This is a genomic window from Treponema sp. OMZ 798, from assembly GCF_024181385.1.
Lineage (GTDB): Bacteria > Spirochaetota > Spirochaetia > Treponematales > Treponemataceae > Treponema_B.
Window position 1 is genome coordinate 502,620 of record NZ_CP051305.1, and the last position, 23,638, is coordinate 526,257.

Genomic DNA, 23,638 nt, shown 5'->3' on the forward strand with positions numbered 1-23,638 from the left:
TAAATTGTACTATATCAATTATATCATATTTTTTATAAAAGTCCAGCTATTGACTGTTTTTTAAAAGATTGGTAATCTTACCCTTCTACATTCAATTTTTATAAGGATTTATTCTATGAAATTTATTAAAAATTTTACTCTTATTTTATGCTGTGCTTGTCTGTTTTTTATGTTTACGGCTTGTAAGGATAAAAAAGCTGAATCTGAGGCTTCTTCAGAAAAAACCTCGGCCGAGGCGGAAAAAATATCTGTAACCGAAAATGAAGTCGGTTATGCATTCGGGGTTATTATAGCACAAACCGTGAAGCAAGACGGTATAAAACTCAATCCTCAGCATATTTTAAAAGGTTATAATGAGGCGATGGCTAAGGACTTTAATGAAAAAGATATTCAAGATGCTCAGATGATTATAAACCAAGCCTTTCAAATAGCTCAGCTGGAAAAAGCTGCAAAGGCCCTTGAAGAGGCCAATGCCTTTTTTGAAAAAAACAAGGCTAAAGAGGGCGTTATAGTTACCGAATCAGGTTTACAGTATGAGGTGCTTTCAAAGGGTAAGGAAGATTTCTATCCTTCGGAAAATGACGAGGTTGAAGTAAACTACATCGGAAAACTTGTAGACGGAAAGGTTTTTGATGATTCATATAAAAGCGGATCAAGCGTAAAGATTCAATTATCGAGAGTTATTCCGGGTTGGAGAGAGGGATTAAAGCTGATGAGCCAGGATGCAAAATTCAGACTTTATGTTCCGCCGGCATTGGCCTATGGAGAGCAGGGGATTGCCCAAGGCAATACGGTTATAATTCCCGGCAATGCAGTCTTGATTTTTGACATTGAGCTTGTAAAGATCGTACCGAAAAAGTAGTAACCGGTAAAAGCAAAAAAAAGAGTTTTGCGGTGTTAGTTTTTAGCTTTTTCTTCAAGCTTAGCCTTATTCCAAAATTCTTCCATTTTTTCAGAATTTTCAGGCAAAAGGTCAAAGCCGTTTTTTTTCATTTCGGATTCGACGAATCGAAAACGGGTTTCAAATTTTCTGTTTGCATGCATGAGGGCCATTTCGGGATCTATCTTTAAAAATCGGGCAGCGTTTACTGCAACAAAAAAGACATCTCCTATCTCGTCTTCCATAGCGGACTCTGAGCCCGATTTAACGGCTTCGGCAAATTCGGCCGTTTCTTCCTTTATTTTTTCGATGACGCCTCCGATTTCGTTCCACTCAAAGCCTGCCTTTGCAGCTTTTTTCGAAATCTTTAAGGCCCGAAGCATCGGCGGAAAATTTTTAGGAATGGAATCCAAAATCGATTCGGTTTTAGGTTTTTCGATTTTTTCCTTTATGTTTTCCCATTGGTTTAAAACCGATTCGGGAGTTGAAGCCTTTTTATCGCTTTCAGGGCCTTCATAGCCCTCGGTTTCTCCAAAAACATGGGGGTGCCTTCTTATCAGTTTTTCTGTAAGATTTTTCATAATATCGGCAGACGAAAAAAGCCCTTCTTGTTCGTACATATAAGAAATCATAAGTACGTTTAAAAGGATGTCTCCAAGTTCTTCTTTTACATGCTCGGCATCCTTACCGGAAGCCTTGTGTTCTTCTATTGCATCGGCGGCCTCATAGGCCTCTTCCAAAAGGGGTCGGCGCATACTCATCGGGGTTTGGGCTATATCCCATGGACAGCCTCCGGGGTCTCTTAATCTTTTAATTACATTAAAAAGAGCTTCAAAGCTCTCAATCAGTTGTGAATTTTCCATAATGAGGGTATTATAGCAAAAAGGTCCGATAATTGACAAGCTATCAGCCTTGTGCTAGACTATTAGTCATGATGGATTTTAGTAGAAAGCTGCCGATAGGCGTACAGAGTTTTAAGGTATTGCGTGATGATAATTATCTCTATGTAGATAAGACCGAATATATTTATAAATTAGCCTCTACAGGACGTGTTTATTTTTTAAGCCGCCCGAGAAGGTTCGGAAAAAGCCTTTTTCTTTCGACATTGGAAGCTTATTTTTTAGGAAAAAAAGAATTGTTTAAGGGCCTCGCAATCGAAAAACTTGAAGAAGCCGAAAAGGGAAAAAGAGAAATTTGGCAGGAGTATCCCGTTTTTTACTTGGACTTTAATGTCGGAAAATATGACAATATTGAAGCTTTGAATACCAATTTTAATGTGTTTTTGTCCGATTTGGAAGAAAAATATGGTACATCCAGGGCTGAGGATAATTTTGCAAAACGCTTTGAAGGTCTTTTAAAAAGAGCCTATGAAAAAACGGGAAAACAGGCGGTTGTACTGATCGACGAGTATGATAAGCCTCTTTTATACTCTATGGAAAATCAAAGTCTGAACGACGAGTACCGTGCCGTTCTAAAATCCTTTTACTCGGTTTTAAAAAGTTCCGACCAATATATACGTATGGCTTTTTTGATGGGGGTGACAAAATTCAGCAAGGTCAGCATATTCAGCGACTTAAACAACTTAAACGATATAAGTCTAACGCCTCAATTTTCAGGCATCTGCGGAATAACTCATACCGAACTGTTAAAAACCTTTGAGCCCGAAATAAAGGCCCTGGCCCAAGCCAACGAATTAAGCTATGAGGCCTGTATCAAAACCCTACAGCAAAAATATGACGGTTATTGCTTTTCGCCCGATACTGAAAGAATGTACAATCCTTTCAGCTTACTCAATGTATTTTTCGGTAATCAATTTGAATATTATTGGTTTGCAACGGGAACACCGACCTTTTTGGTAAACTCCTTAAAGCGCAGCGATTATCACATTCCCAACCTTGACGGCAATGTGGAAATGACCTCGGCCGGTCTATCCGATTACAGGGCCGAAGCCGGTTCGGAAATCCCCGTATTGTTTCAAGCAGGTTATTTGACGATTAAGGGTTACGATAAGCTCTTGCAGCTTTACAGGCTGGGCTTCCCTAACGATGAAGTGCGTTACGGCTTTTTGTATAATCTTTTCCCCAATTATTGCAATGTGGTTTATGCGGAAGGGCCTTTTTGCATAGCCCAATTTTATCGGGATATAATTGCGGGCAGGGTAGAAGAGTTTATGCAAAGGCTAAAGTCGATAATGGCAAGTCTTCCCTACGACAATATAAAAAAGAATACCGGTGAAAGCATCGCTCTGAGGGAGCATAATTTTCAAGTCTGCGTATACTTGGTCTTTGCCCTCTTGGGACAGTTTATCGAGCTTGAAATACCTGTCGCTAACGGCAGAACGGATGCCGTAATAAAAACGGACTCAGCTATTTACATATTTGAGTTTAAACTGAAAGAAGGTGCCGAAGCCGCCTTAAAACAAATCAAAGAAAAAAACTATGCCGAAAGATTCAAGGCCGAAAACAAAAGAATAGTACTTATAGGCGTCAGTTTTGACCCTGAAGAAAAGACCGTCGGGGAGTGGTTGATTGAAGAGGGGTGATCGATTTTGAAATAAGTTTAAGAAAAAGGCCTGCACCTAGGTGCAGGCCGCTTTTTTTGCAGGATAATTACTTAAAAATTATTTAAGCACTATTTCTACTGTAAACTTATCGCCTTTTAGGTCTTCATCTTTTAAAGTATAGTAAAACAGAGAGCTTGCACTGTCTTCATGCTCAATACCGTTAATTTTCCAGCTTTTTACTTCTTCCGAGCCGGATAAAAGAGCATTAAATTCAAGTCTGACACCTGCATAAACTCTTAGGCCTGAATTAAATTCATCTCCATATTGTTGTTTGCATTTTATCTTTTCTGTATCGAAGTCCAAAGCTGCACTTTTTAAGCCTTCTTTAAGCTCGCAGCTTACCCTTATGGCACCGCCTAAGGCTTGTGAGATATATGCTTCTGTTACCGTAAAATCGAACAGGTTGTTTTCTTGCCCATTCCAGCCTTGAGGCTCCTCGTTATTTATCTTCCAGCCTTTAACAGCGGAATAAGGCATACCCAGAGCTTTAAAGTCTATAGATTCCCACTCATAAACAATAGTTGTTCCGGATTCTACATTAATGTCTGTTCCATTTCGGTTTACAGAACACCTTATGTTGTCATCAAAGTTTACCTTTGTCTGAGCCAGATCTTTTACTGTATAGCCTATAGTAATCTTACCGTTTACAAAGTGTTCAGGTTTTACGGTAAGTCGAAATCTGTTAGGTCTGTTATCTGAGCCGCTTGATACTTCAAGGCCGTTTACCATCCACTTATCTACTACTTTTCCTTGAGGAAGTTTGGCATAAAAGTTAAGCTCGGCCCCTTCTTGTACTTGTTGCCCGTTATTTATGTATCCTTGGTTTGCTGTGAAACATGTCATGGGGCTTTCCGCATCCCAGTGAACGGTTCCTTTGGAAGGTGTTTTTTCGGTAAAGCTGAACTTGAGGGTTTTATTGCTGTCTGCATCCGCCCTGTTTACCTTATAGATAAGAGAGCCCATCATTATTTCGCCTGAGACCGGCTTACCGTTTACCAGACATTTATCTATAACCATGCCCGCCGATAAATTTGCTTCAATAACAATCTCTGTGCCTGCATCTACCTTTGAGCCTTTTGGGATGGATGTCCCATTTTTCATGATAAAAACCCTTTTTACTGAGCCGTCATAATCGATTGTAAGTTGTGTACCTGTTACACTAACAAACTTAAGTGTAAGTTTTATACTTTGTTTATCCTTTATTGTGAGTTCTGCTTTTAGCTTATCCGAAGAAACAGAGAGCTCCCCCCCGTGTGGGTGTGAACTGCCCCACATTTTAGGACAGTTTAAGCATATTTTTCGACCGGCGGCTGCCAGCCGAGATTCTTTTGAATACGCTCATTATTGTAATATTTTATAAAATTGTCAATCAGAGCTCTCACTTCTTGTTCTGTCGGAGTTCTGATTTTTATTAGCTCGTTATATCCGCTTTCTATTTTGAGAGTTCCGAAAAAATGTTCCATACAGGCATTATCCCGGCAGGTTGCCCTACGGCTCATACTTTCAATGATTTTCTTTTCCCTAAGGCGATTTGTATATGCTTTGGAAGTGTATACTGCGCCTTGATCGGAATGGAGAAGCGCTCCGGGTTCAAGGCATGGAAGTTTATCCAACATATCCATAACCGGTTTTTCATCATTATGAGTCGACATGTGGTATGCACTAATCTGATTTCTATATAAATCAAGCACAGGACTTAGATACAACCATCCTTTTGTGGTACGAAAATATGATACATCCGTACAGAGTTTTTTAAGCGGTTCTGCTGCATAGAATTGACGATTCAGAATATTCTCAGGTAGGTTTTGCTTGTTTTGCTTGCGCTGCTCGTAATAATGTTTAGGAAACTTTCTTCTTCTATTCTTCGCAAGAAGGCCATATGCTCGGCAAATACGCTCGATGCGCTTGTGATTCACAAGAACACCGAATTTTTGTCTTATAATATTCGCTTTCGCCTTGTTTCCTCGCCGTAATAGGACTTCCTTGGGCAGTTTCTTAAGCAAAGTTACGATTTGTGCATCCTTCTGTGCCTGACTGTCGTTCTTCCGGTTATAATAGAATGTTGACTTTGAAACTCCTGCAACTTTACACAATTTCCGTATCTTCGTGTGCGGTGCTATTGATAGGCAGTCCTCCATCGTTTTCAAAACGAGTTTTTTTTTACCTTGTTTTGCAAGTTCCGCTTCGATATTCTTTGCATAGGTTTCCCAAAAAAGAGCAGCCGTTTTATAATATTCAAGGTCGCACTCTTCGTTGTTAATTTTCTTTTTCCGAGTCATAGTTGTTATTTCATGCAGACGTGGATTTAGACACCAATCGCGTACGGTATCTCGAGAAAGCCCGTATGTTCTGGCGAGTCTTTTGTAGCCGCATGTTCCTCGTTCATATTTTCCTACAACTTCTAGTTTGAAGTCAATACTGTACTTCTCTATTTTTCCCATCTGTACACCTCCAAAAGGTGTCCTAATTTATGGGGTCAGTTCATACAGCCGGATAATAATGTAATTAATTCAAGTTATCTTTTTACTTTAAACATTTATTCTACAATTAAATCGGTTTATATATTTACAACGCTTGAAGATTTTTTATTTGTTGTTTTTACATGCGTTTATTTTAACTTAAAAGCCCGTGCAAATTTATTTTGTACGGGCTTTTTGTGTTTTGATAGAATTAATTGCGTTGGAGGAGGGGGTATGACCTAGGTATTAAAAAATTGTATTGAAAAATAATTTTAAATATTTATTTAAATAATAAACAAGAACAATATTATTTAGTTTATATAATATTTTTTGTAGACAAATATGGAGGTTTTATATTTTGAAAGAAGTAATTGTAATTCCAGAAACAGAAGAATACATACGAGACCCTGTAAAATAAATTGTGTAAATGGCTGAAAAATGATATATTAGGAGAAATATTATGACAGCCAAAAGAAAGAACAAAGAAAAAGATGTAATCGATTTGATGCTTGACCAACTCGATTTTCATGGAATGACAAAAGAAGAACTTAACGGATGTGATGGAATCTTGAGACAGCTTACTAGTAGATTCTATGAGCGGGTATTGCAGGCAGAAATGGATGAACATCTTGGTTATCTTAAGCACGATAATGCAGGGGATAATTCGGGTAACAGCCGTAACGGCTATAGTGAGAAGACTGTAATTTTGGATGATAACAGTACTACCAATATACATGTACCGCGAGACAGAAACAGTACATTTGAGCCTGTTATTATACCAAAACATGAGAAACGCAGTCCCTTATTCAACGATCAGATCATTTCGATGTATTCATACGGTATGAGTTGCCGTGACATTCAGCGGCACTTAATGGTTAGAAGCTCTACCAAATTTGTTTCTTACAAAGACCTTAAAGCTGTATGCAAAGACTTGAAAGAAGTATATTCAGCTATAAATGAAAAAAGCGGCGCTGAAGCTCTTGAAGATTTTGGAAAGAAATGGGATGACAAGTATCCAATGATTAAAGCAGCTTGGCAGAGGAATTGGAATGAGCTAAGTGAGTTTTTTAATTATCCTCCAAGAAATCCGAAAAGCTATTTACACGACGAATGCGATTGAATCGTTAAACTTCAGCTTAAGAAAAATCACTCGCAATAAATCAAGCTTTCCGGACGATGATTCGATATATAAAGTGATGTATCTTGCGATACGGAATGCGAGTAAAAGGTGGACGATGCCTATAAGGAATTGGCCTCTTGCCGTTAATCAATTTGCTATACTATTTGACAAAAGGGTTCCTTTTTGATAAATTAAAAGAAAGCATTTACACAGTTTTTTGGACAAGGCCCTCACACTCCCTCAAATTCCTTGGCGTCCTTCGCGCGCTTCGCGGTTAAATTAAAACAATCACCTACACAGTACAATCTTCTCACACCGTTTAATAAAACCGCAAGGAACGCAAAGACCGCAAAGTATTATAAAAGAATATCTTACGAAGACTCTTTCAAATTCTTTGCGTCCTTGGCGTGCTTCGCGGTTAAATTAAAAAATAAACCGCTGCTTTGGGCTGTTATAATTTGCAGCTCTGCCTCGGTCATTACTCTTTTTATAATTTCGGGGAAGAATAAAAAGACCTATACGGCTATTTTAGGAACCATAGGCGGCGTTATTATTGCGGGCCTTTTTGCCTTTGTTGCAGGAAAAATTTTAAGGCTTTCAGGCCTTGGAAACGAGGATGCTCAAATGCTGGCCTTTGTGCCTCAATACTGCAAGATAGATTATCAGGGCCTCTTATTTGCAGGTATTATGATAGGTTCCCTAGGGGCTGTTATGGATGTCGCCATGTCTATTTCTTCTTCAATGTGGGAAATAATTTCTGTAAGTCCTAAGATTTCGAATAAGCAGCTTGTAAAATCAGGAATGAATATAGGCAGGGATATTATAGGTTCTATGTCAAACACTCTGGTTCTTGCTTATGTCAGTACATCTATCCCCGTGCTCTTGCTCTTTATAATTTTTTCCAACGGCTTTACGGAAATTATAAACTTGGAACTCTTATCTGCCGAGATATTGCGGGCTGTTTCAGGGAGTATAGGTTTAATTTGCACGATTCCTATAACCGTAAACTTGGTAAATATTTTTAGGAAGAATTAAAAAAAGGCTGTTCAAATTTTTTGAACAGCCTTATACTCGGGAATTCCAAGCGGTCTAATCTTTAAGGATTAACCTCATTTCCGTTTGAATCAAGGTAGTAAACAGGTATGGTTACAATCTTGTCTCTTTCATTTCTAAATTCCGTTTTAAAGCTTCTTGTTGTTATATCATAATAAAATGCTTTTGATGTTTTTTCGGCGGTTGAAGTCCAAAAGTTTTTATTTGCAAAAGGAATAATTTTTTCGGCCTCATCACGCGAGGGGAGCCAGCCTCCGACTGATCTGCAATAATGAGCTGCATTATTGGATACTGTGTGCGCGTGAGAACTAAATTCACCTGTTAGATATAAGGTATTAGCTTTTCCTTTTCCCATATCTGCAGCCATATTTTTATCGTTTAAAAATCTGCTTGCATCATTGGCCCACTGTATAGGTTTGGAAGGTGCTCCGATAGCTAAAAAGCGCCAAGAATCACCCTTTGTGTTAACCCAAACAATCGTTTTACCGTTTATTCGGCTTCCGACATCCAATGTCATCGGGGCCGGTTTCGGCGTATCCATGGTTGACTGGTCCAACAAAAAACATCCTTGTACCGAAAATATCAGTACGAGCACCATAAGTGAAAAAATAAGTCTTCTTTTCATGTTTCTCTCCTAAGTTAAGATTATATATTCAGTATAGCAGCTTTTAGCAAAAAAACAAAGTGTTTATGTTTTTTTTCCGACTTTTTGATAATACCTTCAATCTTCTACTCTTCCAGCACTCCCAGTTTTTCAAAGACAAAGAAGATAAAGCTTAAGATAACGGCAACGAGGGAGGCTAGTACCATTCCCTTAAATTCGATTTCGCCGAATTTTATGCTGAGGCCGCTTAAGCCTGTGGTAAAGACGACCGAGGTCAGAATGAGGTTTTTTGATTTTGAATAATCTACTTTTGAGTCTACCAAAAGGCGGATGCCTGAGGCTCCTATCATTCCGTAGAGAAGGAAGGTTATGCCGCCTATGACATTCCCGGGCACGGTGCGGATCAGGGCTGCAAGGGGGCTTATAAAGGCCATGCAGATCGAAATTATTGCTGCTCCTGCAATTACATAGACGCTGTAAATACCTGTAACCGCCATAACGCCTATGTTTTCACCGTAGGTTGTGGTGGGAACTCCTCCGACAAGGCCTGAAAGGGCTGTCGAAAAGTTATCGGCAAAGATACTCCTGTGAAGGCCCGGATCTTTTAAAAGGTCTCTTCCTACTATGTTGGAGGTTACTACCTGATGGCTTATGTGCTCGCTTGTGATAACCAGCAAGACGGGAAGCATTGTAATGACGGCCATAAGGTCGAATTTGGGAAACTGGAAATGAGGAACCGTAAAAAGCCCGGCTTCTCGTATTATAGAAAAATCTACCATACCGAAAAAGATTGCGGCTATGTAGCCTGCAATGCTTGCAATTAAAATGGAAATTGTTGATAAAAAGCCCTTAAAAAGAACGGAGCCCAGAACGGCTGCCCCTATCGTGATAAAAAAGACTATTATGTCTCCCCGTGAGGCCGATTCCGTCATGATGTTTGCCCCGATGGTTCCTCCCCTTACTGTGAGTCCCGTGAGCTCAAAACCGATGAGGGAAACCACAGAGCCCATTGCTGCGGGCGGAAGGATTATGTTTATCCATGAGGTTCCGAACTTATAAATTATAAAAGCAATGAGACAGCCTAGAAGACCCGTTACTATAAAGGCCCCTTGGGCATATTGAAAGCCTATTGAAGAAATAATCAGGGTAGCAGGCCCTAAAAAGGCAAAGCTTGAGCCGAGGTAGGCCGGGGCTTTTCCCTTTGTTATAGCTATAAACAAGAGGGTGCCGACCCCGTTCATAAATAGAACTATGCCTGCGTCAATTCCGAAGATAATGGGAACCAAAACCGAGGCACCGAACATTGCAAATGTATGTTGAATACTTAAGGGTAAGAAAAGCCCCGCAGGAACTTTTTCGTCAACTTGATAAACTCTTTTATGTGACATATTAAATCTCCATCGGGGCTGTATGATAACTTTAATTGACGGTTAAGTCAATCGGGCAGGGTAAATGCCGAGTGATAAATGACAAGTACCAAATGTCGAATGACTATTTTTTGTTTATCTTTTCAAAAACCGTTATCAGGCCGTAGCCTGCAAGCATACAGAGGACCGCCGCCGGCCTCATCGAAGGATGCAGTCAGCCGTCCGGAACCAGATGCCTGATTGAGCCCGCAACGAGGCCTAAAATAAAGGCATAGGTTATCTTGGGGAACCTTTCCATCAAAAAGCCGATTAATCTTGCAGAGAGGATGATGCCTGCAAGGACTCCTAGGCCTACAGGAATCATTATAGGAATGTTAAGGTCGGTAAGGGCCTTAATCACCGTGTAATAAGCCCCCATTATCAAAAGGAGAAAAGAACCGGATATGCCGGGAATGACCATTGCGGCAGCTCCTGCAAAACCTGCAAGGAATAAGAACAAAAAACTGCCGAGGCTTAAGGTTTCTATTGCAGAGGCTGAATAAGCGGAGGCTCCCTTAAAAAAGTAAAGGGCAAGCATCAGGCTTAAACCGATAAAAAACCAAAGGATTTTAGAGGCCTTTGTAAAAGAACTCTCTTTTTCGCGTACAAGGTCAAAAATTATAAAGATGCTTCCTACAATTAAGCCTATAAAAAAGAAGTTTGTCTGTATGGGGAACTTTTCATAAACAAGTTTAAAAAATCGGGCAAAAAGGAGGATCCCTAGGCCCATACCTCCGAAAAGGCAGAGGTAGGTTTTAAAATTAGCCTTAATGGTCTTGACATTAAGGCTTGCTGCCCCTATAAGATCGGAATAAACCCCGAAGACGACGGCTATGGTTCCGCCTGAAACACCGGGTATAACATTTGCAATGCCGACGGCAATACCTGCAATTATTTTCTTTATATAGTTTAACATTGCTCAAATATACATAAATTTTACAATATAAACAAGATAGACACAATCCATCAAAATTTGCTATAATAAGCGAATGTTATATCATATTGCAGAATTGCTCGGCCCATATTTCGGGCCTATGAGACTTTTACAATCCTATGCCGTTTTAATTTCTTTAGGCTTGTTTTTAGGCTTTTTAATTACCGTCTTATTATTGCCTAAATTTTATTCCAAATTACCCAAAGACAGGGGGCGGGAGTTTACCGTAAACCCGGAAGCTGCTGTGGGAAAACCCACAGGAGGCGGAGTAGTTTTTATTTCTATCTTTGTAGTTTGCGTTTTTTTATTGATTAAACCGACTATTACTCAGATTCTCATATTGGGGATAACCTTTGCCGTTATGCTGACAGGCTTTTTGGATGATAAATCCGAAAAATCTTGGGGAGAATATTTAAAGGGCAGCTTGGATTTTATTTTATCGGCTGTAACAGCCCTTGTTATTTTTTATATCTATTTTGAGGGAAGAGTTTCCTTTTGGCTTCCCTTTACTTCCAGCCTTGTCGAAGTGCCTCCTATTGTGTTCTTTGCCGTTTCGATAATTATTTTATGGATTTCGATTAACACGACAAACTGTACCGACGGGGTGGACGGTCTTTCAGGAACTCTCATCCTCTTGGCCCTTGTTTCTCTGGGTATAGTTTTTTATTTTGTTTTGGGTCATATCAAGGTTGCGGCCTATCTTTTGGTTCCCAATATCAGCACAGGAGCAAAATGGGCTGTTATGATTTTTACCCTCTGTGGAGTGCTTACGGGCTATCTTTGGCACAATGCCTATCCTAGTAAGGTTCTCATGGGGGATGCAGGCTCGCGGGCTCTCGGCTTTTTTATCGGAGTTCTCGTAATTATTTCACGCAATCCCTTCATCCTTTTGATGACGAGCGGCGTTATCCTCATAAACGGAGGAACGGGTATTTTAAAGGTGGTTATGCTCCGCTTTTTTAAAATCCGTATTTTTAAAAACATCAGGTTTCCCCTCCATGACCACATGAAAAAGAATTTGCAATGGTCGCCGACTCAAGTTTTGATCCGCTTTGTAATTATTCAAATTTTAATTACTATTGTGATTTTAGGAATTCTATTTAAGATTAGATAGGCTTTTAAGATTTTTAGAAATTGAATTTTTGCCATGAGTTTTTTATCGAGGTTTGAACCTCTTATCGGTTCATCAAATTTAAAGAAGATAGAAAATACCCGTATTGCTGTTTTCGGCCTCGGCGGAGTAGGAAGCTATACTGCCGAGGCTCTTGCCCGAAGCGGTGTGGCCCGGAACGAGGTGTCTCAAAAGGGTGCCGCCCAAAATGGGGCAGGGGAACTCATCCTAATTGACGGCGACAAGATAGAGGAAAGCAATATCAACCGCCAGCTTTATGCCCTCTATTCTACCATAGGAAAATCTAAAACCGAAGTTGCAAGGGAGCGCATTGCCGATATAAGTCCCTCATGTAAGGTAACAGCAATCAATTCCTTTATTTTACCCGATACTTTTTATACTGTCTTAGGCGAAGATTTTTTTGATGGTTTAGACTTTATAGTCGATGCCGTGGACACGGTTGCTCTCAAAATTTTTCTTGCCGTTGAGGCCGAAAAAAATGAGGTTCCTCTTATTTCGGCAATGGGCTGCGGAAACCGCCTAAACTCCGATTTTGAATTTGCAGATATTTACAAGACAAGCGTCTGCCCTCTTTGTAAGGTAATGCGCACCGAGCTAAAAAAAAGGAATGTTAAGCACTTGAAGGTGCTTTATTCTAAAAGTGAATGTACAATAAAGCAAAACCCTCCGGCTTCGGCTGCATGGGTTCCCTCGATCGCAGGTCTTTTAATCGCCGGCGAGGTAGTTAAGCATCTATCTCGGCCAGAAGATTTTTCATGATAAATTTGCGGCGCTCCGGGGTGTTCTTGCCCATGTAGAATTCCAAGATTGAAGGAACTTTTTTTAGGGTTTGAACGGTTACGGGGAGGAGCTTTATATCGGCCCCGATAAATTGACCGAACTCCTTGGGGCTTATTTCTCCCAAACCCTTAAAGCGGGTAATTTCGGAAGATGAACCTAAGCGGCTTACAGCCTCATCCCTTTCCTTTTCGGAATAGCAATAAGATGTCTCTTTTTTGGTGCGCACCCTGAAAAGGGGCGTTTCCAAGATGTATACGCGGCCTGAGGTAACCAGCTCTTCAAAATAGCTTAAAAAGAAGGTTAAAAGCAGATTGCGGATGTGAAAGCCGTCGTTGTCGGCATCCGTTGCTATTACGATTTTAGAATAGCGCAAGCCCTCGATGTCGTTTTCGATGCCGAGTGCCATCATCATATTGTAAAGCTCGGCATTTTTGTATATCTGTGCCCGCTTTTTGCCGTACATGTTTTCGGGCTTTCCTCGAAGAGAAAAAATTGCCTGAGTTAAAACATCCCTGCTTGAAACCATGGCTCCTGTCGCGGAATCTCCCTCGGTGATAAAGATCATGGTGTCTTCACCGAATTTTCCGTCTCCCAAATGGAATTTGCAGTCCTTCAGTTTCGGAATCTTTATGGCAATTTTTTTTGCCGCGGCCTTTGCTTCTTTTTTTACGGTGTTTAGCTCGGTGCGGAGCTTTTCGTTGGCAATTATTTTGCTTTCAAGCTTTGCGGCCGAGTCCGCATTTTTTTGAAGCCATTCTACGACCGCCGACTTTGTATCGTTGACTATCCAGGAGCGCACCTCGGTGTTGCCGAGTTTGTTCTTTGTCTGGCTTTCGAATACCGGAGCTTGAATCTTTACCGAAACGGCAGCACAAGTTCCCTCTCTTACGTCCTCGCTCTTATAGCTTTTTCTAAAATATTCGTTGATGCCTTTGAGAAGCCCTTCTTTAAAGGCGGAAAGGTGGGTTCCTCCGTCGGAAGTGTATTGGCCGTTTACAAAGGAATAATAGGTTTCGCCGTAATTGTTTGTGTGCGAAAATGCAAACTCAAGCTGCTTTTCCTTGTAGCGGCAAACCTCATAGATGGTGTTTGTGCCGACATTGGATTCAAGCAAGTCCAAAAGGCCGTTTTCGGATTTAAAAAGCTTTCCGTTAAAACTTAAAACAAGGCCTGAGTTTAAATAAGCATAGTTCCAAATCCGTTTTTCGATAAAGTCCAAGTTAAATTTATACTCGCCGAAAATTTTTGTGTCGGGAACGAATTCGACAAGGGTTCCGTTTTTGATGCCGGGCTTTGCGTTCCCTTTTTTTTCGCTTACAAGATTACCTCTTTCAAAAATTGCTTCCGCGTATTTTCCGTCCCTTACGGCGACAACCCTAAAATGTTCCGAGAGGGCATTTACGGCCTTTGTTCCGACTCCGTTTAATCCGACGGAAAACTGAAAGACCTCATCGTTGTACTTTGCGCCCGTATTTATAACCGAAACACATTCTACCAATTTTCCCAAAGGAATGCCCCGCCCGAAGTCGCGGACGGTTATCTTGTTTCCGTCTTGCTGAATATCTATGCGGGAGCCGTTTCCCATTATAAACTCGTCTATGGAGTTGTCGATAACCTCTTTTACTAGAATGTAAATTCCGTCATCGGGATTTGAGCCGTCGCCTAAGCGGCCTATGTACATACCCGTTCTCAAACGGATGTGTTCAAGGGAGCTTAAGGTTTTTATTTTGGACTCATCGTAAACAGCCTTTTTTGTTGCCATTATTCTTCCTCCGAGACCGTTTCAGAGATCTTGCCCGAAAATTTTTCTTCAAGCCCGGCTGCGAAGTCTTTCAAGTCCGCTATTTTGGCTTGTGAGTTTTTGATGGCCGCTTCAGAATTGCTGATTTTCTTTTCGGCTTCCTTTATGGAGTTTTCACAATTCTTTATTGTGCGGTTAAGATTTTGGATATGATTTTCTTCCGCCTTAATTTTTTGCATTACTTCACAAAATTCTATATTGTATTTTACCTTGCTTATCTCTTTGCGGTATTTACCGGCTTTTTTTAGATAGTCTGCATATTTTCCAAGAGCTTCATCCGAAGGATTTTCTCCTAAAGCCGAATCTCCTTCTACAGAGTAAAAATTTTCCGTGTATTTTAGACCTGCAGATTCCGAAATAAGGTCTATTTTTTCATCTATTTCTTTTATCCTGTTTGTAAAATTATCAATGCGTTTTTTTGAATTTTTATCTGCTCCGGCATCGGCTAATTTTTGAGTAACAAAGCCGGCCTCCTCATCTATCATTTTAAGGCGGTTTTCGGAGTCGCTTAAATCGGTGCCTAATTTTAAAATTTCTTCGTAGCTTTTTTTAAGTTCGGGTAAAAGCTTATCTTCATCATAGAGGGCTTTTACCTCTTGAGAATTTTCAATGTTTATATCCGATTTTGTTAAAATATTTTTAATCTTTTTTTCGGAATTTTTTATCTTTAATTCGTGGGAGGAAATCTTGCCCGAGAGGCCGAGCTTGACAAAAAAGTTTGCTTCATTTTTTTCCGCCTTTAAGGTTTCAATTCTTTCTTGGGCTTCCTGTATTTTTGCTTCCTCTGTGCGTATTTCGGCAGATAGAGGATCAAAAAGATTTACGCACTGTGGAAAAAAGTCCTTGTATATTTTGAGTAAAAAATCTCCCTTTAGTTTTTCGGTTTCTTTTTTTGTATCCGAGAGTCTGTCTTTTATCTGTTTTTTAAAACTGTCCAGTTCCGAAAGGCGGGTATTATTATTTTTTATATCCAAAACACTTTCAGTACAAAACTTTCTTTCATCGTGCAGCCTTTGCCATTGAAGAAAATTTTCCAGGGAAACACCGTTTGCTTCTGCAGCCGGATCGGCCGTATCTTTGATAAGTTTGTTTCCAAGCTGTTTATAAGCTTCCGTCAATTTTGACTCAAGGTCTTTTAATTCTTTTAAAAGAACAGGGATTGTTTTATTGCTATTATTCATAGCTTCCATTTTACCCTTTTATTTGTTTCTTGACAATAGCTGTTCTCGGATGTTGACTTTTTCCTCTTCATTTTTTAAAATGAGAAAGCGTTGAATCGCCTGATAATTGTATAGGAGTACTTAAATGAAAAAAATTAAAATAGAAATTTGTGCAGGCTCTTTTGAAGATGCCGTTTTAGCTGAAAAGGCCGGAGCTTCAAGGATTGAGCTTAATTCTTCTCTTTTTTTGGGAGGATTAACTCCGTCCCTCGGCACCCTAAGGCTGGTTAAAAAAGAAACAGGTTTGGAGGTTATGGTCATGGTAAGGCCCCGAGCTGCCGGCTTTTTTTACTCTCCTTATGAATATAAAACGATGATTGAAGATGCAAAACTTTTTATAGATAACGGAGCCGACGGCCTTGTGTTCGGTTTTTTAAAAAAGGACGGAACCATCGATGCAAAGAGGTGCGAGACTCTTATAAAGATTGCAGGCAGCAGGGACAAGGTTTTTCATAGGGCCATAGATGTAGTTCCCGATCCCCTAAAGGCTTTAGATGAGCTTATTTCTTTAGGTTTTACAAGAGTTTTAACGAGCGGGCAAGAGCCGACAGCCTATGAGGGTGCCGATTTGATTGCCAAAATGATAAAAAGAGCTAAGGGCCGAATCGAAATTTTGCCCGGCGGCGGCATTACCGAAAAAAACGCTTCAAAAATAATCAAGCTCACAGGTGCGGATCAAATTCACTTTGCTGCTCTTAAGAGGAGGGAAGAACCTTCTACCAAGGCAAACCCTGCAATCTATTACGGAGGAGCCCTCTATCCGCCTGAGGACAGCATCGAAGTTGCCGGCCTCGACGAGATGATAAGGGTAAGGGAAAATTTGAAGTAAAAAATAAAAGTTTTTTTAAATTTTACCATTTATTCAACCTAGAACCCTATAATTAAATGAAAGCAGGTAAGAAGATAATACCTGCAATGAAATATAGGAGTCAGTATGAATAATGAAAAAACTATTTTAAACCCCAAGACCGATTGGGTATTTAAGCTGATGTTTTCCAAAGGCGAAGAAGGCAACAAGGCTTTGATAAGCTTTTTAAATGCCTTTTTGGAAGATTCTTACGGTAAAATCACAAAGGCCGAAATCCTAAACACCGAGCTCATTAGAGATAGACCGTCGGGTGAAACCTACCGCCTTGATTTTTTAATTAAAACCGACACAGGCCTTCTTGTAGACCTTGAAATGCAGCAATTTTGGAAAACCAACTATCCAAGGCGGAGTCAAATGTATCTTATGCGGCTGGCTTCGCGCTTTTTAAAGACAGAGCCTAAGGAAGACGATTTTTTGTACGCCATAAGCCTTTCGGTTTTCGGCTGCGATGTTCCTAAAAACGCAGAGCTTGTAAAGATGCCTGAAGGTTCTGTAATTCAATATCTTTATGTTGAATTAAACAAGCTAATAGTTTATACTATGAAAAAGAGATTAGAAGAGTATAATCTAAAAGATTTTTGGATAAGATTTTTAACCAACTATGAAGAAGATAAAAAAAGCGGGATGTTGGAAGAATTATGCAGATTAGAGGAGGGTATAAGAATGGCAGAAGCGACACTCTTTAGGGTAACGGATGAAGAGAGGCGAATGGCAATAGAACTCTCTAACGAAAAATATGAGATGTATGTAGAATGTGAACGTAATGAGGCTAGGCGGCTGGGTTTAGAGGAAGGCCGAGCTGAAGGTTCATATCAAGCAAAGTTGGAAACAGCAGCATCTTTTAAACGGCTTGGAATCGATATCGATAAAATAGTTGAGGGAACCGGCTTAAGCCGCGAAAAAATAGAAAGTCTTTAGCTCTAAGGTTTTTATCTCAAACTCTTGCCCCACTTGAAGCTCTATATGGCTTTGTGATACAATAACCCCACTATACTTTAGGAGCAAGAGTATGAGATGGAAAAATAAAAAAATCCCTGAGGGAGAGTTTATGGAGATGAGAGAAGAAATTCTCCAAACATGGCCCACGGGAAAGGATGTTGACTTAAAAGAGTCTATCGATTATCTAAAGAAGATCCCGCCTGAAAAAAACTTTGCAATTAAACTTGAACAAGCCGATAAAGAAGGCATTACTACGGCACAGCCTCGTGCCGGTGTTCCTCTTTTGGATGAACACATCAATCTATTAAAGTTTTTACAGGATGAGGGCGGTGCCGACTTTTTACCGAGTACCATTGACGCTTATACGCGCCAAAATAGATATGAAGAGGGTGAGGCCGGTATTGAGGCTTCAAAGAGGGCCGGCCGCTCTTTAATGAACGGTTTTCCTGCCGTAAACTGGGGTGTAGGTCCCTGCCGCCAAGTTTTGGAAGCCGTAAACCTTCCCTTGCAGGCAAGACACGGAACCCCCGATGCCCGTCTCCTTTCAGAGATTATCCATGCCGGAGGATACACCTCCAATGAAGGCGGAGGAATAAGCTACAACGTTCCCTATGCAAAGGCCGTTTCAATCGAACATAGTATAATGTGCTGGCAATATGCCGACCGCCTGGTAGGCTTTTATGAAGAAAACGGAGTTCACCTAAATAGAGAACCCTTCGGTCCTCTTACAGGAACCCTCGTGCCTCCCTCGGTTGCTATTGCAGTAGGCGTTATCGAAGCCTTGCTTGCAGCAGAGCAGGGTGTCAAAAGCATCACTGTAGGCTACGGTATGTGCGGAAACATGACACAGGACGTTGCTGCCGTAATTTCCTTGAGAGAAATCACCAAGGACTATATGAAAAAATTCGGCTACAAGGATACGTGCATCACTACCGTTTTCCACCAATGGATGGGAGGCTTTCCCGCAGATGAGTCCAGGGCCTACGGTCTTATTTCTTTGGGAAGTACAACCGCTGCTCTTTCCGGAGCTACAAAGGTAATCGTTAAAACCCCGCATGAGGCCTTCGGTATTCCTACCAAGGAAGCCAATGCAGGAGGCATCAAGGCTACTAAGATGGTTTTGAACCTTTTGAAGGGACAACGCTATCCCGATTCAAAAATTCTCGCCCAAGAAATTGAGCTTATCAAGGCAGAAACAAAGTGTATTATGGACAGGGTCTATGAGATAGGACATGGAGATCTGGTTGAAGGCACTATCAAGGCCTTTGAAGCCGGTGTAATCGATATTCCCTTTGCCCCTTCCCAGTACAATGCCGGAAAGGTAATGCCTGCCCGCGACAATGACGGATGCATCCGCTACCTGATGCCGGGAAACCTCCCCTTTACAAAGGATATTCTCGACTTTAACAGGGAAAAACTTGAAGAGAGGGCCAAGGCCGATAAGAGGGAAGTTGACTTCCAGATGTCGGTTGATGACGTTTATGCCGTAAGTTCCGGCGTTTTGGTCGGAAGACCGGCTAAACACTAAAATTATAGTAGGATTATATAGGAGTTTCGATAAACAGTTCGGCACATCTGCCTCACTGTTTATCTGACCGAGTTTTGTGCTCATGCACAAAACGTCGCATTATTGTATGCGGTTTGTAGACAAACCGCTTTGAAAAAACTTTTTTCGGAAGCTGAGGCTTCCTGCAAAAAGTTTTTATAGGAGTATAAAGATGAAAATTGTTGATGTTGTTTGCGCAGAAGGAAAAACAGGATTCTATTTTGATGACCAAAAGGCTATCAAGATGGGCGCAGGTCATGACGGATTTTTCTATACCGGAAAACCCGTAACAGAGGGCTTTACCTCAATCAGACAGGCAGGTGAAGCTATTTCCGTTATGTTCGTTCTTGAAGACGGTCAGGTAGCCTACGGCGACTGTGCTGCCGTACAGTATTCCGGAGCAGGCGGACGCGATCCCCTCTTTTTGGCAAAGGACTTTATTCCCGTAATCGAAAAGGACATAAAGCCCCTCTTTGTAGGAAAAGAAATTACAAACTTTAGAGAAATGGCCAAAACCTTTGAAGAACATAAAGTAAACGGAAAGAGAATGCACACGGCTCTCCGCTACGGTATTTCTCAAGCCATCCTTGATGCAGTTGCAAAGGCCCGCCACATAACAATGGCCGAGGTTGTTGTAGACGAATACAAGACCGGCTGCAAAATAAAGAGAATCCCGATCTTCACCCAGTCGGGCGATGACCGCTACTTAAATGCCGATAAGATGATTATCAAGCAGGCTGAAGTTCTCCCCCACGGTCTATTTAACAATGTTGAAGAAAAAACCGGTAAAAACGGTGAAAAACTTTTGGAATATGTTAAGTGGCTCAAAAACAGAGTTGAAACCATGAGAACCTGCAAGAACTACAATCCTATCTTCCACATTGATGTATACGGCACAATCGGAGACTTTACAAATAACGATGTTCCCAAGATGACTGCCTATCTTAAAACCTTGGAAGAAGCTGCCGCTCCTTTTAAACTTAGAATTGAAGGCCCCATGGATATGGGCGACAGAGAAAAGCAGATGCAGGTGCTTGCAGCTCTTACAAAGAGCCTTGACGATAACGGCGTAAAGGTAGAGCTTGTTGCCGATGAATGGTGCAACACCCTCGAAGACATTCAGTACTTTGCAGATAACCGCGCAGGCCACATGATTCAGATTAAGACCCCAGACCTCGGAGGAATTAACAACACAATCGAAGCCATCCTTTACTGCAAGGAAAAGGGAGTCGGAGCCTACTGCGGAGGTACATGTAACGAAACCAACCGCTCGGCCGAAGTTATCGTAAACTGCTCTGTTGCAGCCGGTGCTGCCCAGCAGCTTGCAAAACCCGGTATGGGTGTTGACGAAGGCTACATGATCATCAATAACGAGATGAATAGGATCGTTGCCTTAGCCAATAGGAAATAAGTTGTTTAGGAGTTTCGATAAACAGTTCGGCACAAATAGTGCCTCTCTGTTTATCTTCGAGTTTGTCTTTCAGACAAACGTCGTGGTTATTTTATGCGGTTTGTAAACAAACCGCGTGAAAAAACTTTTTTCAGGAAGCTGAGGCTTCCTTCAAAAACTTTTTTTAAGGAGTAGTTATGAAAAAGTTTAAGAAAATTTTCTTTGTGTTGACCATGATTTTGGCAGCCGGCACCATGGCTTTTGCAGGAGGAGCAAAAGAAGCAAGCCTTCCCTCGATTGATTTAACGATGGACAGGGCCGGTGCTTCCATTACCTTACCTGCAAAGGTTGAAAAAATCGTTTCGATGGCTCCGTCTACCACCGAAATCCTTATCGATTTGGGTGTAGCAGGTAAGATCATTGCAGCCGATACCAACACTCAAAAGGACGGACTTTTAAAGCAGGATATTCCATACTTTGATATGATGAAGCCCGATGCCGAAAAACTTATCGCCCTAAAACCGGATGTAGTTTTTATTTCGGGTATGTCGAATGCAAAGGGAAACACTCCTTTTTCTCCCTTAACAGATGCGGGTATCTGCGTTATAAACATTCCTTCCGCTTCAAGTATTGAAGCCATCTATCTTGATATTGCATACATAGCTGCCGTCGTAAAACAAGATAAAAACGGAGCAAAAATTATTGCAAACATGAAAAAGGAAATCGAAGCTGTCCGAAAGAAGGGGGCTTCTATTGCCCAAGATAAAAAGAAAAAGGTTTATTTTGAAATAGGAGCCGCTCCTTATATGTACAGTTTGGGAACCGATACCTTTATCCATGAGATGATCGAAATTATCGGAGCTCAAAATATCCTTGCCGACCAAAAAAAATGGGTAGCTGTTTCTGATGAGATGGTTTTGGCAAAGGATCCTGATGTGATCGTGACCAATGTAAACTATATTCCTAACCCCATTGATGAAATAATGGCCAGATCAGGCTGGGCTTCTCTTAAGGCTGTCAAGGGTAAACAGGTTTTTGCTGTTGACAATAATTCCTCTTCAAGACCTAACCACAACATTATCAAGGCCTTAAAGGAAATGGCTAAGGCCGTCTATCCCGAAGTTTATAAATAATGAAACTTCAATTCAAGCTTGCAGGCTCAATCGCAGCCTGCATCCTTGTCTTAATCTTGGGAGTAGGAATAGGCTCGGTCTTTGTTCCTCCCCAAGATATAATTAAAATCATCCTTTCAAAAATAGCTCAAAAAGAAATTTTAAGTATTCAAGAAACCTTTGTTGCGATTGTCTGGAATGTAAGGCTGCCCAGAGTTTTGGTTGCTTTTTTGGCTGGAGGAGCATTGGCTGTAAGCGGGGCAGTCATGCAAAGCATTTTAAAGAACGCCTTGGCTTCTTCTTACACCATGGGCGTTTCATCCGGTTCCTCCCTCGGAGCGGCTCTGGTAATTTTGACCGGGCTTACTCTCCCTCTGATGCCCGCTTTTACTCTTCCGCTTGCAGGAACTATTGCAGGCCTCCTTACAGTCTACACTTCGGTTAAATTTGCAGCCTTAGTTGATAGAAATTTTGAAAACTCGACGATTATCTTAGCCGGTATAGTTTTTTCTCTTTTTATAAACGGAATTATAACCGTCATAATCGCCCTTAACAGGGACGGAATGGCACGGCTCATATTTTGGCAGATGGGGAGCTTTGCAAGCCAGAACATAAAAAATTTTAATGTACTTCTGCCTATCTGTGCGGGCGGCACCTTGATTCTTACCTTTCTTTCGCACGAGATGGATCTGCTTACCTTCGGAGAGGAACAGGCTAGAACCATGGGAGTCAATACAAAAAAAATTAAATGGAGTCTTTTGTTTTTGGTTTCCGCCCTTACAGGGGCCGTAATTTCCTTTGTTGGCATAATCGGTTTTATAGATTTAATAGCTCCCCATCTTGTGCGCAAATTATTCGGAGCAAGGCATAAGATAGTTATACCTATGTCCTTTTGTATAGGAGGCACAGGAATGGTGCTCTGCGATATGATTGCAAGAACGATTTTGTCGCCCCAAGAGCTTCCGGTCGGAGCAATTACCGCCCTCGCAGGTGCTCCGTTTTTTTGCTATGTCTACTTTAAAGGCCGGAGGAGGGCTTAACTCTTATGGAGCATCCGCTGATAGAAGCAAAATCACTTTATGCAGGATATTCAAAGACACCCGTTTTAAACGGTATTTCCTTTTCGGTTTTAAGGGGCGAAAGCCTTTGCGTTTTAGGTCCCAACGGCTGCGGAAAAACGACTCTCTTAAAAAGCCTTGCAGGTCTTATAGATTATTCGGGAGAAATTCTTTTAGACGGTAAAAATCTAAAAGATATAAAGCATAAGGATATAGCCAAAAAAATCGCTCTTTTAAGCCAAGTCTCTTCAATATATTTTTCATATTCCGTTTACGATACGGTTATGATGGGACGCTATGCCCGTCTTGAAAACTCGTCTTTCCGTTCTTTTTCAAAAAACGACAGGGCCTATGTAGAAAAATGTTTAAGGGCTGTAGACGTTTGGAGCTTGCGCGAAAAGAAAATAGATGAACTTTCAGGCGGTCAGCTTCAGCGGGTTTATCTTGCCCGAACCCTTGCCCAAGAGCCCGGCCTCATTCTTTTGGATGAGCCTACAAATCATCTGGACTTAAAAAATCAAACCGAGCTGATTTATCTTTTAAAAGATATTTGCAAAACGGAAAACAAGACCGTCATCGGAGTCTTTCACGATATCAACCTGGCCCTTCAATTTGCCGATAAGCTCCTTTTTTTGAAGGACGGAAAGATAGCCTCATTCGGAAAAAAAGAAGATATTTTAACCGGAGAGATTTTACAATCCGTTTACGGAATGGATGTAGCCGGCTGGATGAAAGATTCTTTTAATTTATGGCTTACAGCTTTTTAGCTTACA

General features: G+C 41.0%; 19 protein-coding genes and 2 pseudogenes. 13 read left to right on the forward strand and 8 right to left on the reverse strand.

All coding sequences use genetic code 11. From position 1 onward, the window contains the following. Positions 1-115: 115 nt before the first annotated feature. Positions 116-862, forward strand: a complete 747-nt coding sequence (locus E4O07_RS02405) for an FKBP-type peptidyl-prolyl cis-trans isomerase (RefSeq protein ID WP_253687080.1) — start codon at positions 116-118, stop codon at positions 860-862. 35 nt (positions 863-897) lie between these two features. On the opposite strand, the gene mazG is transcribed toward E4O07_RS02405, so the two are convergent. Continuing rightward, complete coding sequence (gene mazG, locus E4O07_RS02410) at positions 898-1,743, reverse strand: nucleoside triphosphate pyrophosphohydrolase (RefSeq protein WP_253687081.1); 846 nt, start codon at positions 1,741-1,743, stop codon at positions 898-900. Positions 1,744-1,814: 71 nt separating this feature from the next. Between mazG and E4O07_RS02415 the strand changes: the two genes are divergently transcribed. Continuing rightward, a complete protein-coding gene (locus E4O07_RS02415; RefSeq protein WP_253688110.1) occupies positions 1,815-3,422 on the forward strand; it encodes an ATP-binding protein in 1,608 nt (535 codons plus the stop codon). Positions 3,423-3,500: 78 nt separating this feature from the next. Here the strand turns inward: E4O07_RS02415 and E4O07_RS02420 are convergent, their stop codons facing one another. Both E4O07_RS02420 and E4O07_RS02425 read right to left on the reverse strand, forming a co-directional pair. Then, the gene (locus E4O07_RS02420; RefSeq protein WP_253687083.1) at positions 3,501-4,718 is read right to left on the reverse strand and encodes a hypothetical protein; all 1,218 of its coding nucleotides are present in this window, start codon (positions 4,716-4,718) and stop codon (positions 3,501-3,503) included. A gap of 11 nt (positions 4,719-4,729) precedes the next feature. Continuing rightward, on the reverse strand, positions 4,730-5,884 hold the full coding sequence (locus E4O07_RS02425; protein ID WP_253730579.1) for an IS3 family transposase: 1,155 nt from the start codon (positions 5,882-5,884) through the stop codon (positions 4,730-4,732). Between the two features lie 523 nt (positions 5,885-6,407). Here E4O07_RS02425 and E4O07_RS02430 point away from each other — a divergent pair. Together E4O07_RS02430 and E4O07_RS02435 are read left to right on the forward strand one after the other, a co-directional pair. Continuing rightward, a pseudogene (locus tag E4O07_RS02430) lies at positions 6,408-7,209 on the forward strand (transposase). 242 nt (positions 7,210-7,451) lie between these two features. Then, positions 7,452-8,057: pseudogene (locus E4O07_RS02435) on the forward strand (YibE/F family protein); the annotation flags it as partial. 61 nt (positions 8,058-8,118) lie between these two features. On the opposite strand, the gene E4O07_RS02440 reads toward E4O07_RS02435, so the two are convergent. The 3 genes from E4O07_RS02440 to E4O07_RS02450 form a co-directional block, all read right to left on the reverse strand. Beyond that, positions 8,119-8,700 (reverse strand): hypothetical protein, encoded by a 582-nt coding sequence (locus E4O07_RS02440; protein ID WP_253687088.1) that lies wholly within the window; start codon positions 8,698-8,700, stop codon positions 8,119-8,121. Positions 8,701-8,804: 104 nt separating this feature from the next. Next, positions 8,805-10,067, reverse strand: coding sequence for a uracil permease (uraA, locus tag E4O07_RS02445; RefSeq protein ID WP_253687090.1), 1,263 nt, complete (start codon positions 10,065-10,067; stop codon positions 8,805-8,807). Between the two features lie 193 nt (positions 10,068-10,260). Continuing rightward, positions 10,261-11,001 (reverse strand): DUF368 domain-containing protein, encoded by a 741-nt coding sequence (locus E4O07_RS02450; RefSeq protein ID WP_253687092.1) that lies wholly within the window; start codon positions 10,999-11,001, stop codon positions 10,261-10,263. A 73-nt stretch (positions 11,002-11,074) separates the two neighbouring features. Here E4O07_RS02450 and E4O07_RS02455 point away from each other — a divergent pair, with 73 nt between their 5' ends. Both E4O07_RS02455 and E4O07_RS02460 read left to right on the forward strand, forming a co-directional pair. Further along, a complete protein-coding gene (locus E4O07_RS02455) occupies positions 11,075-12,133 on the forward strand; it encodes a phospho-N-acetylmuramoyl-pentapeptide-transferase (RefSeq protein WP_253687094.1) in 1,059 nt (352 codons plus the stop codon). A gap of 33 nt (positions 12,134-12,166) precedes the next feature. Beyond that, positions 12,167-12,910: a tRNA threonylcarbamoyladenosine dehydratase gene (locus E4O07_RS02460; RefSeq protein ID WP_253687095.1), complete on the forward strand. Its 744-nt coding sequence runs from the start codon at positions 12,167-12,169 to the stop codon at positions 12,908-12,910. On the opposite strand, the gene E4O07_RS02465 is transcribed toward E4O07_RS02460, so the two are convergent. Continuing rightward, positions 12,876-14,693 (reverse strand): DNA topoisomerase IV subunit B, encoded by a 1,818-nt coding sequence (locus tag E4O07_RS02465; RefSeq protein ID WP_253687097.1) that lies wholly within the window; start codon positions 14,691-14,693, stop codon positions 12,876-12,878. The genes E4O07_RS02460 and E4O07_RS02465 overlap by 35 nt on opposite strands. Further along, positions 14,693-15,913 (reverse strand): hypothetical protein, encoded by a 1,221-nt coding sequence (locus tag E4O07_RS02470; protein ID WP_253687099.1) that lies wholly within the window; start codon positions 15,911-15,913, stop codon positions 14,693-14,695. Before E4O07_RS02470 ends, E4O07_RS02465 begins: the two co-directional genes overlap by 1 nt. Before the next feature lie 124 nt (positions 15,914-16,037). Here E4O07_RS02470 and E4O07_RS02475 point away from each other — a divergent pair, with 124 nt between their 5' ends. The 7 genes from E4O07_RS02475 (at position 16,038) to E4O07_RS02505 (ending at position 23,632) form a co-directional block, all read left to right on the forward strand. Continuing rightward, on the forward strand, positions 16,038-16,781 hold the full coding sequence (locus tag E4O07_RS02475; protein WP_253687101.1) for a copper homeostasis protein CutC: 744 nt from the start codon (positions 16,038-16,040) through the stop codon (positions 16,779-16,781). A gap of 105 nt (positions 16,782-16,886) precedes the next feature. Then, on the forward strand, positions 16,887-17,738 hold the full coding sequence (locus tag E4O07_RS02480) for an Rpn family recombination-promoting nuclease/putative transposase (protein ID WP_253687103.1): 852 nt from the start codon (positions 16,887-16,889) through the stop codon (positions 17,736-17,738). 91 nt (positions 17,739-17,829) lie between these two features. Continuing rightward, positions 17,830-19,287, forward strand: coding sequence for a methylaspartate mutase subunit E (locus E4O07_RS02485; RefSeq protein WP_253687105.1), 1,458 nt, complete (start codon positions 17,830-17,832; stop codon positions 19,285-19,287). 190 nt (positions 19,288-19,477) lie between these two features. Beyond that, positions 19,478-20,716, forward strand: coding sequence for a methylaspartate ammonia-lyase (locus E4O07_RS02490; protein WP_253687106.1), 1,239 nt, complete (start codon positions 19,478-19,480; stop codon positions 20,714-20,716). Between the two features lie 176 nt (positions 20,717-20,892). Beyond that, positions 20,893-21,828, forward strand: coding sequence for an ABC transporter substrate-binding protein (locus E4O07_RS02495; protein WP_253687108.1), 936 nt, complete (start codon positions 20,893-20,895; stop codon positions 21,826-21,828). After that, positions 21,828-22,847, forward strand: a complete 1,020-nt coding sequence (locus E4O07_RS02500; RefSeq protein ID WP_253687110.1) for a FecCD family ABC transporter permease — start codon at positions 21,828-21,830, stop codon at positions 22,845-22,847. Before E4O07_RS02495 ends, E4O07_RS02500 begins: the two co-directional genes overlap by 1 nt. Before the next feature lie 5 nt (positions 22,848-22,852). Next, positions 22,853-23,632 (forward strand): ABC transporter ATP-binding protein, encoded by a 780-nt coding sequence (locus tag E4O07_RS02505; protein ID WP_253687111.1) that lies wholly within the window; start codon positions 22,853-22,855, stop codon positions 23,630-23,632. Positions 23,633-23,638: the final 6 nt, after the last annotated feature.

Coding starts and splice junctions, on each gene's coding strand:
- E4O07_RS02475 (WP_253687101.1), top strand. CDS start 16,038: ATGAAAAAAATTAAAATAGAAATTTGTGCAGGCTCTTTTGAAGATGCC.
- E4O07_RS02425 (WP_253730579.1), bottom strand. CDS start 5,884: ATGGGAAAAATAGAGAAGTACAGTATTGACTTCAAACTAGAAGTTGTA.
- E4O07_RS02485 (WP_253687105.1), top strand. CDS start 17,830: ATGAGATGGAAAAATAAAAAAATCCCTGAGGGAGAGTTTATGGAGATG.
- E4O07_RS02495 (WP_253687108.1), top strand. CDS start 20,893: ATGAAAAAGTTTAAGAAAATTTTCTTTGTGTTGACCATGATTTTGGCA.
- E4O07_RS02415 (WP_253688110.1), top strand. CDS start 1,815: ATGGATTTTAGTAGAAAGCTGCCGATAGGCGTACAGAGTTTTAAGGTA.
- E4O07_RS02420 (WP_253687083.1), bottom strand. CDS start 4,718: ATGTGGGGCAGTTCACACCCACACGGGGGGGAGCTCTCTGTTTCTTCG.
- E4O07_RS02450 (WP_253687092.1), bottom strand. CDS start 11,001: ATGTTAAACTATATAAAGAAAATAATTGCAGGTATTGCCGTCGGCATT.
- E4O07_RS02490 (WP_253687106.1), top strand. CDS start 19,478: ATGAAAATTGTTGATGTTGTTTGCGCAGAAGGAAAAACAGGATTCTAT.
- E4O07_RS02405 (WP_253687080.1), top strand. CDS start 116: ATGAAATTTATTAAAAATTTTACTCTTATTTTATGCTGTGCTTGTCTG.
- E4O07_RS02440 (WP_253687088.1), bottom strand. CDS start 8,700: ATGAAAAGAAGACTTATTTTTTCACTTATGGTGCTCGTACTGATATTT.
- E4O07_RS02500 (WP_253687110.1), top strand. CDS start 21,828: ATGAAACTTCAATTCAAGCTTGCAGGCTCAATCGCAGCCTGCATCCTT.
- E4O07_RS02480 (WP_253687103.1), top strand. CDS start 16,887: ATGAATAATGAAAAAACTATTTTAAACCCCAAGACCGATTGGGTATTT.
- E4O07_RS02505 (WP_253687111.1), top strand. CDS start 22,853: ATGGAGCATCCGCTGATAGAAGCAAAATCACTTTATGCAGGATATTCA.
- E4O07_RS02460 (WP_253687095.1), top strand. CDS start 12,167: ATGAGTTTTTTATCGAGGTTTGAACCTCTTATCGGTTCATCAAATTTA.
- E4O07_RS02465 (WP_253687097.1), bottom strand. CDS start 14,693: ATGGCAACAAAAAAGGCTGTTTACGATGAGTCCAAAATAAAAACCTTA.
- E4O07_RS02455 (WP_253687094.1), top strand. CDS start 11,075: ATGTTATATCATATTGCAGAATTGCTCGGCCCATATTTCGGGCCTATG.
- E4O07_RS02470 (WP_253687099.1), bottom strand. CDS start 15,913: ATGAATAATAGCAATAAAACAATCCCTGTTCTTTTAAAAGAATTAAAA.
- uraA (WP_253687090.1), bottom strand. CDS start 10,067: ATGTCACATAAAAGAGTTTATCAAGTTGACGAAAAAGTTCCTGCGGGG.
- mazG (WP_253687081.1), bottom strand. CDS start 1,743: ATGGAAAATTCACAACTGATTGAGAGCTTTGAAGCTCTTTTTAATGTA.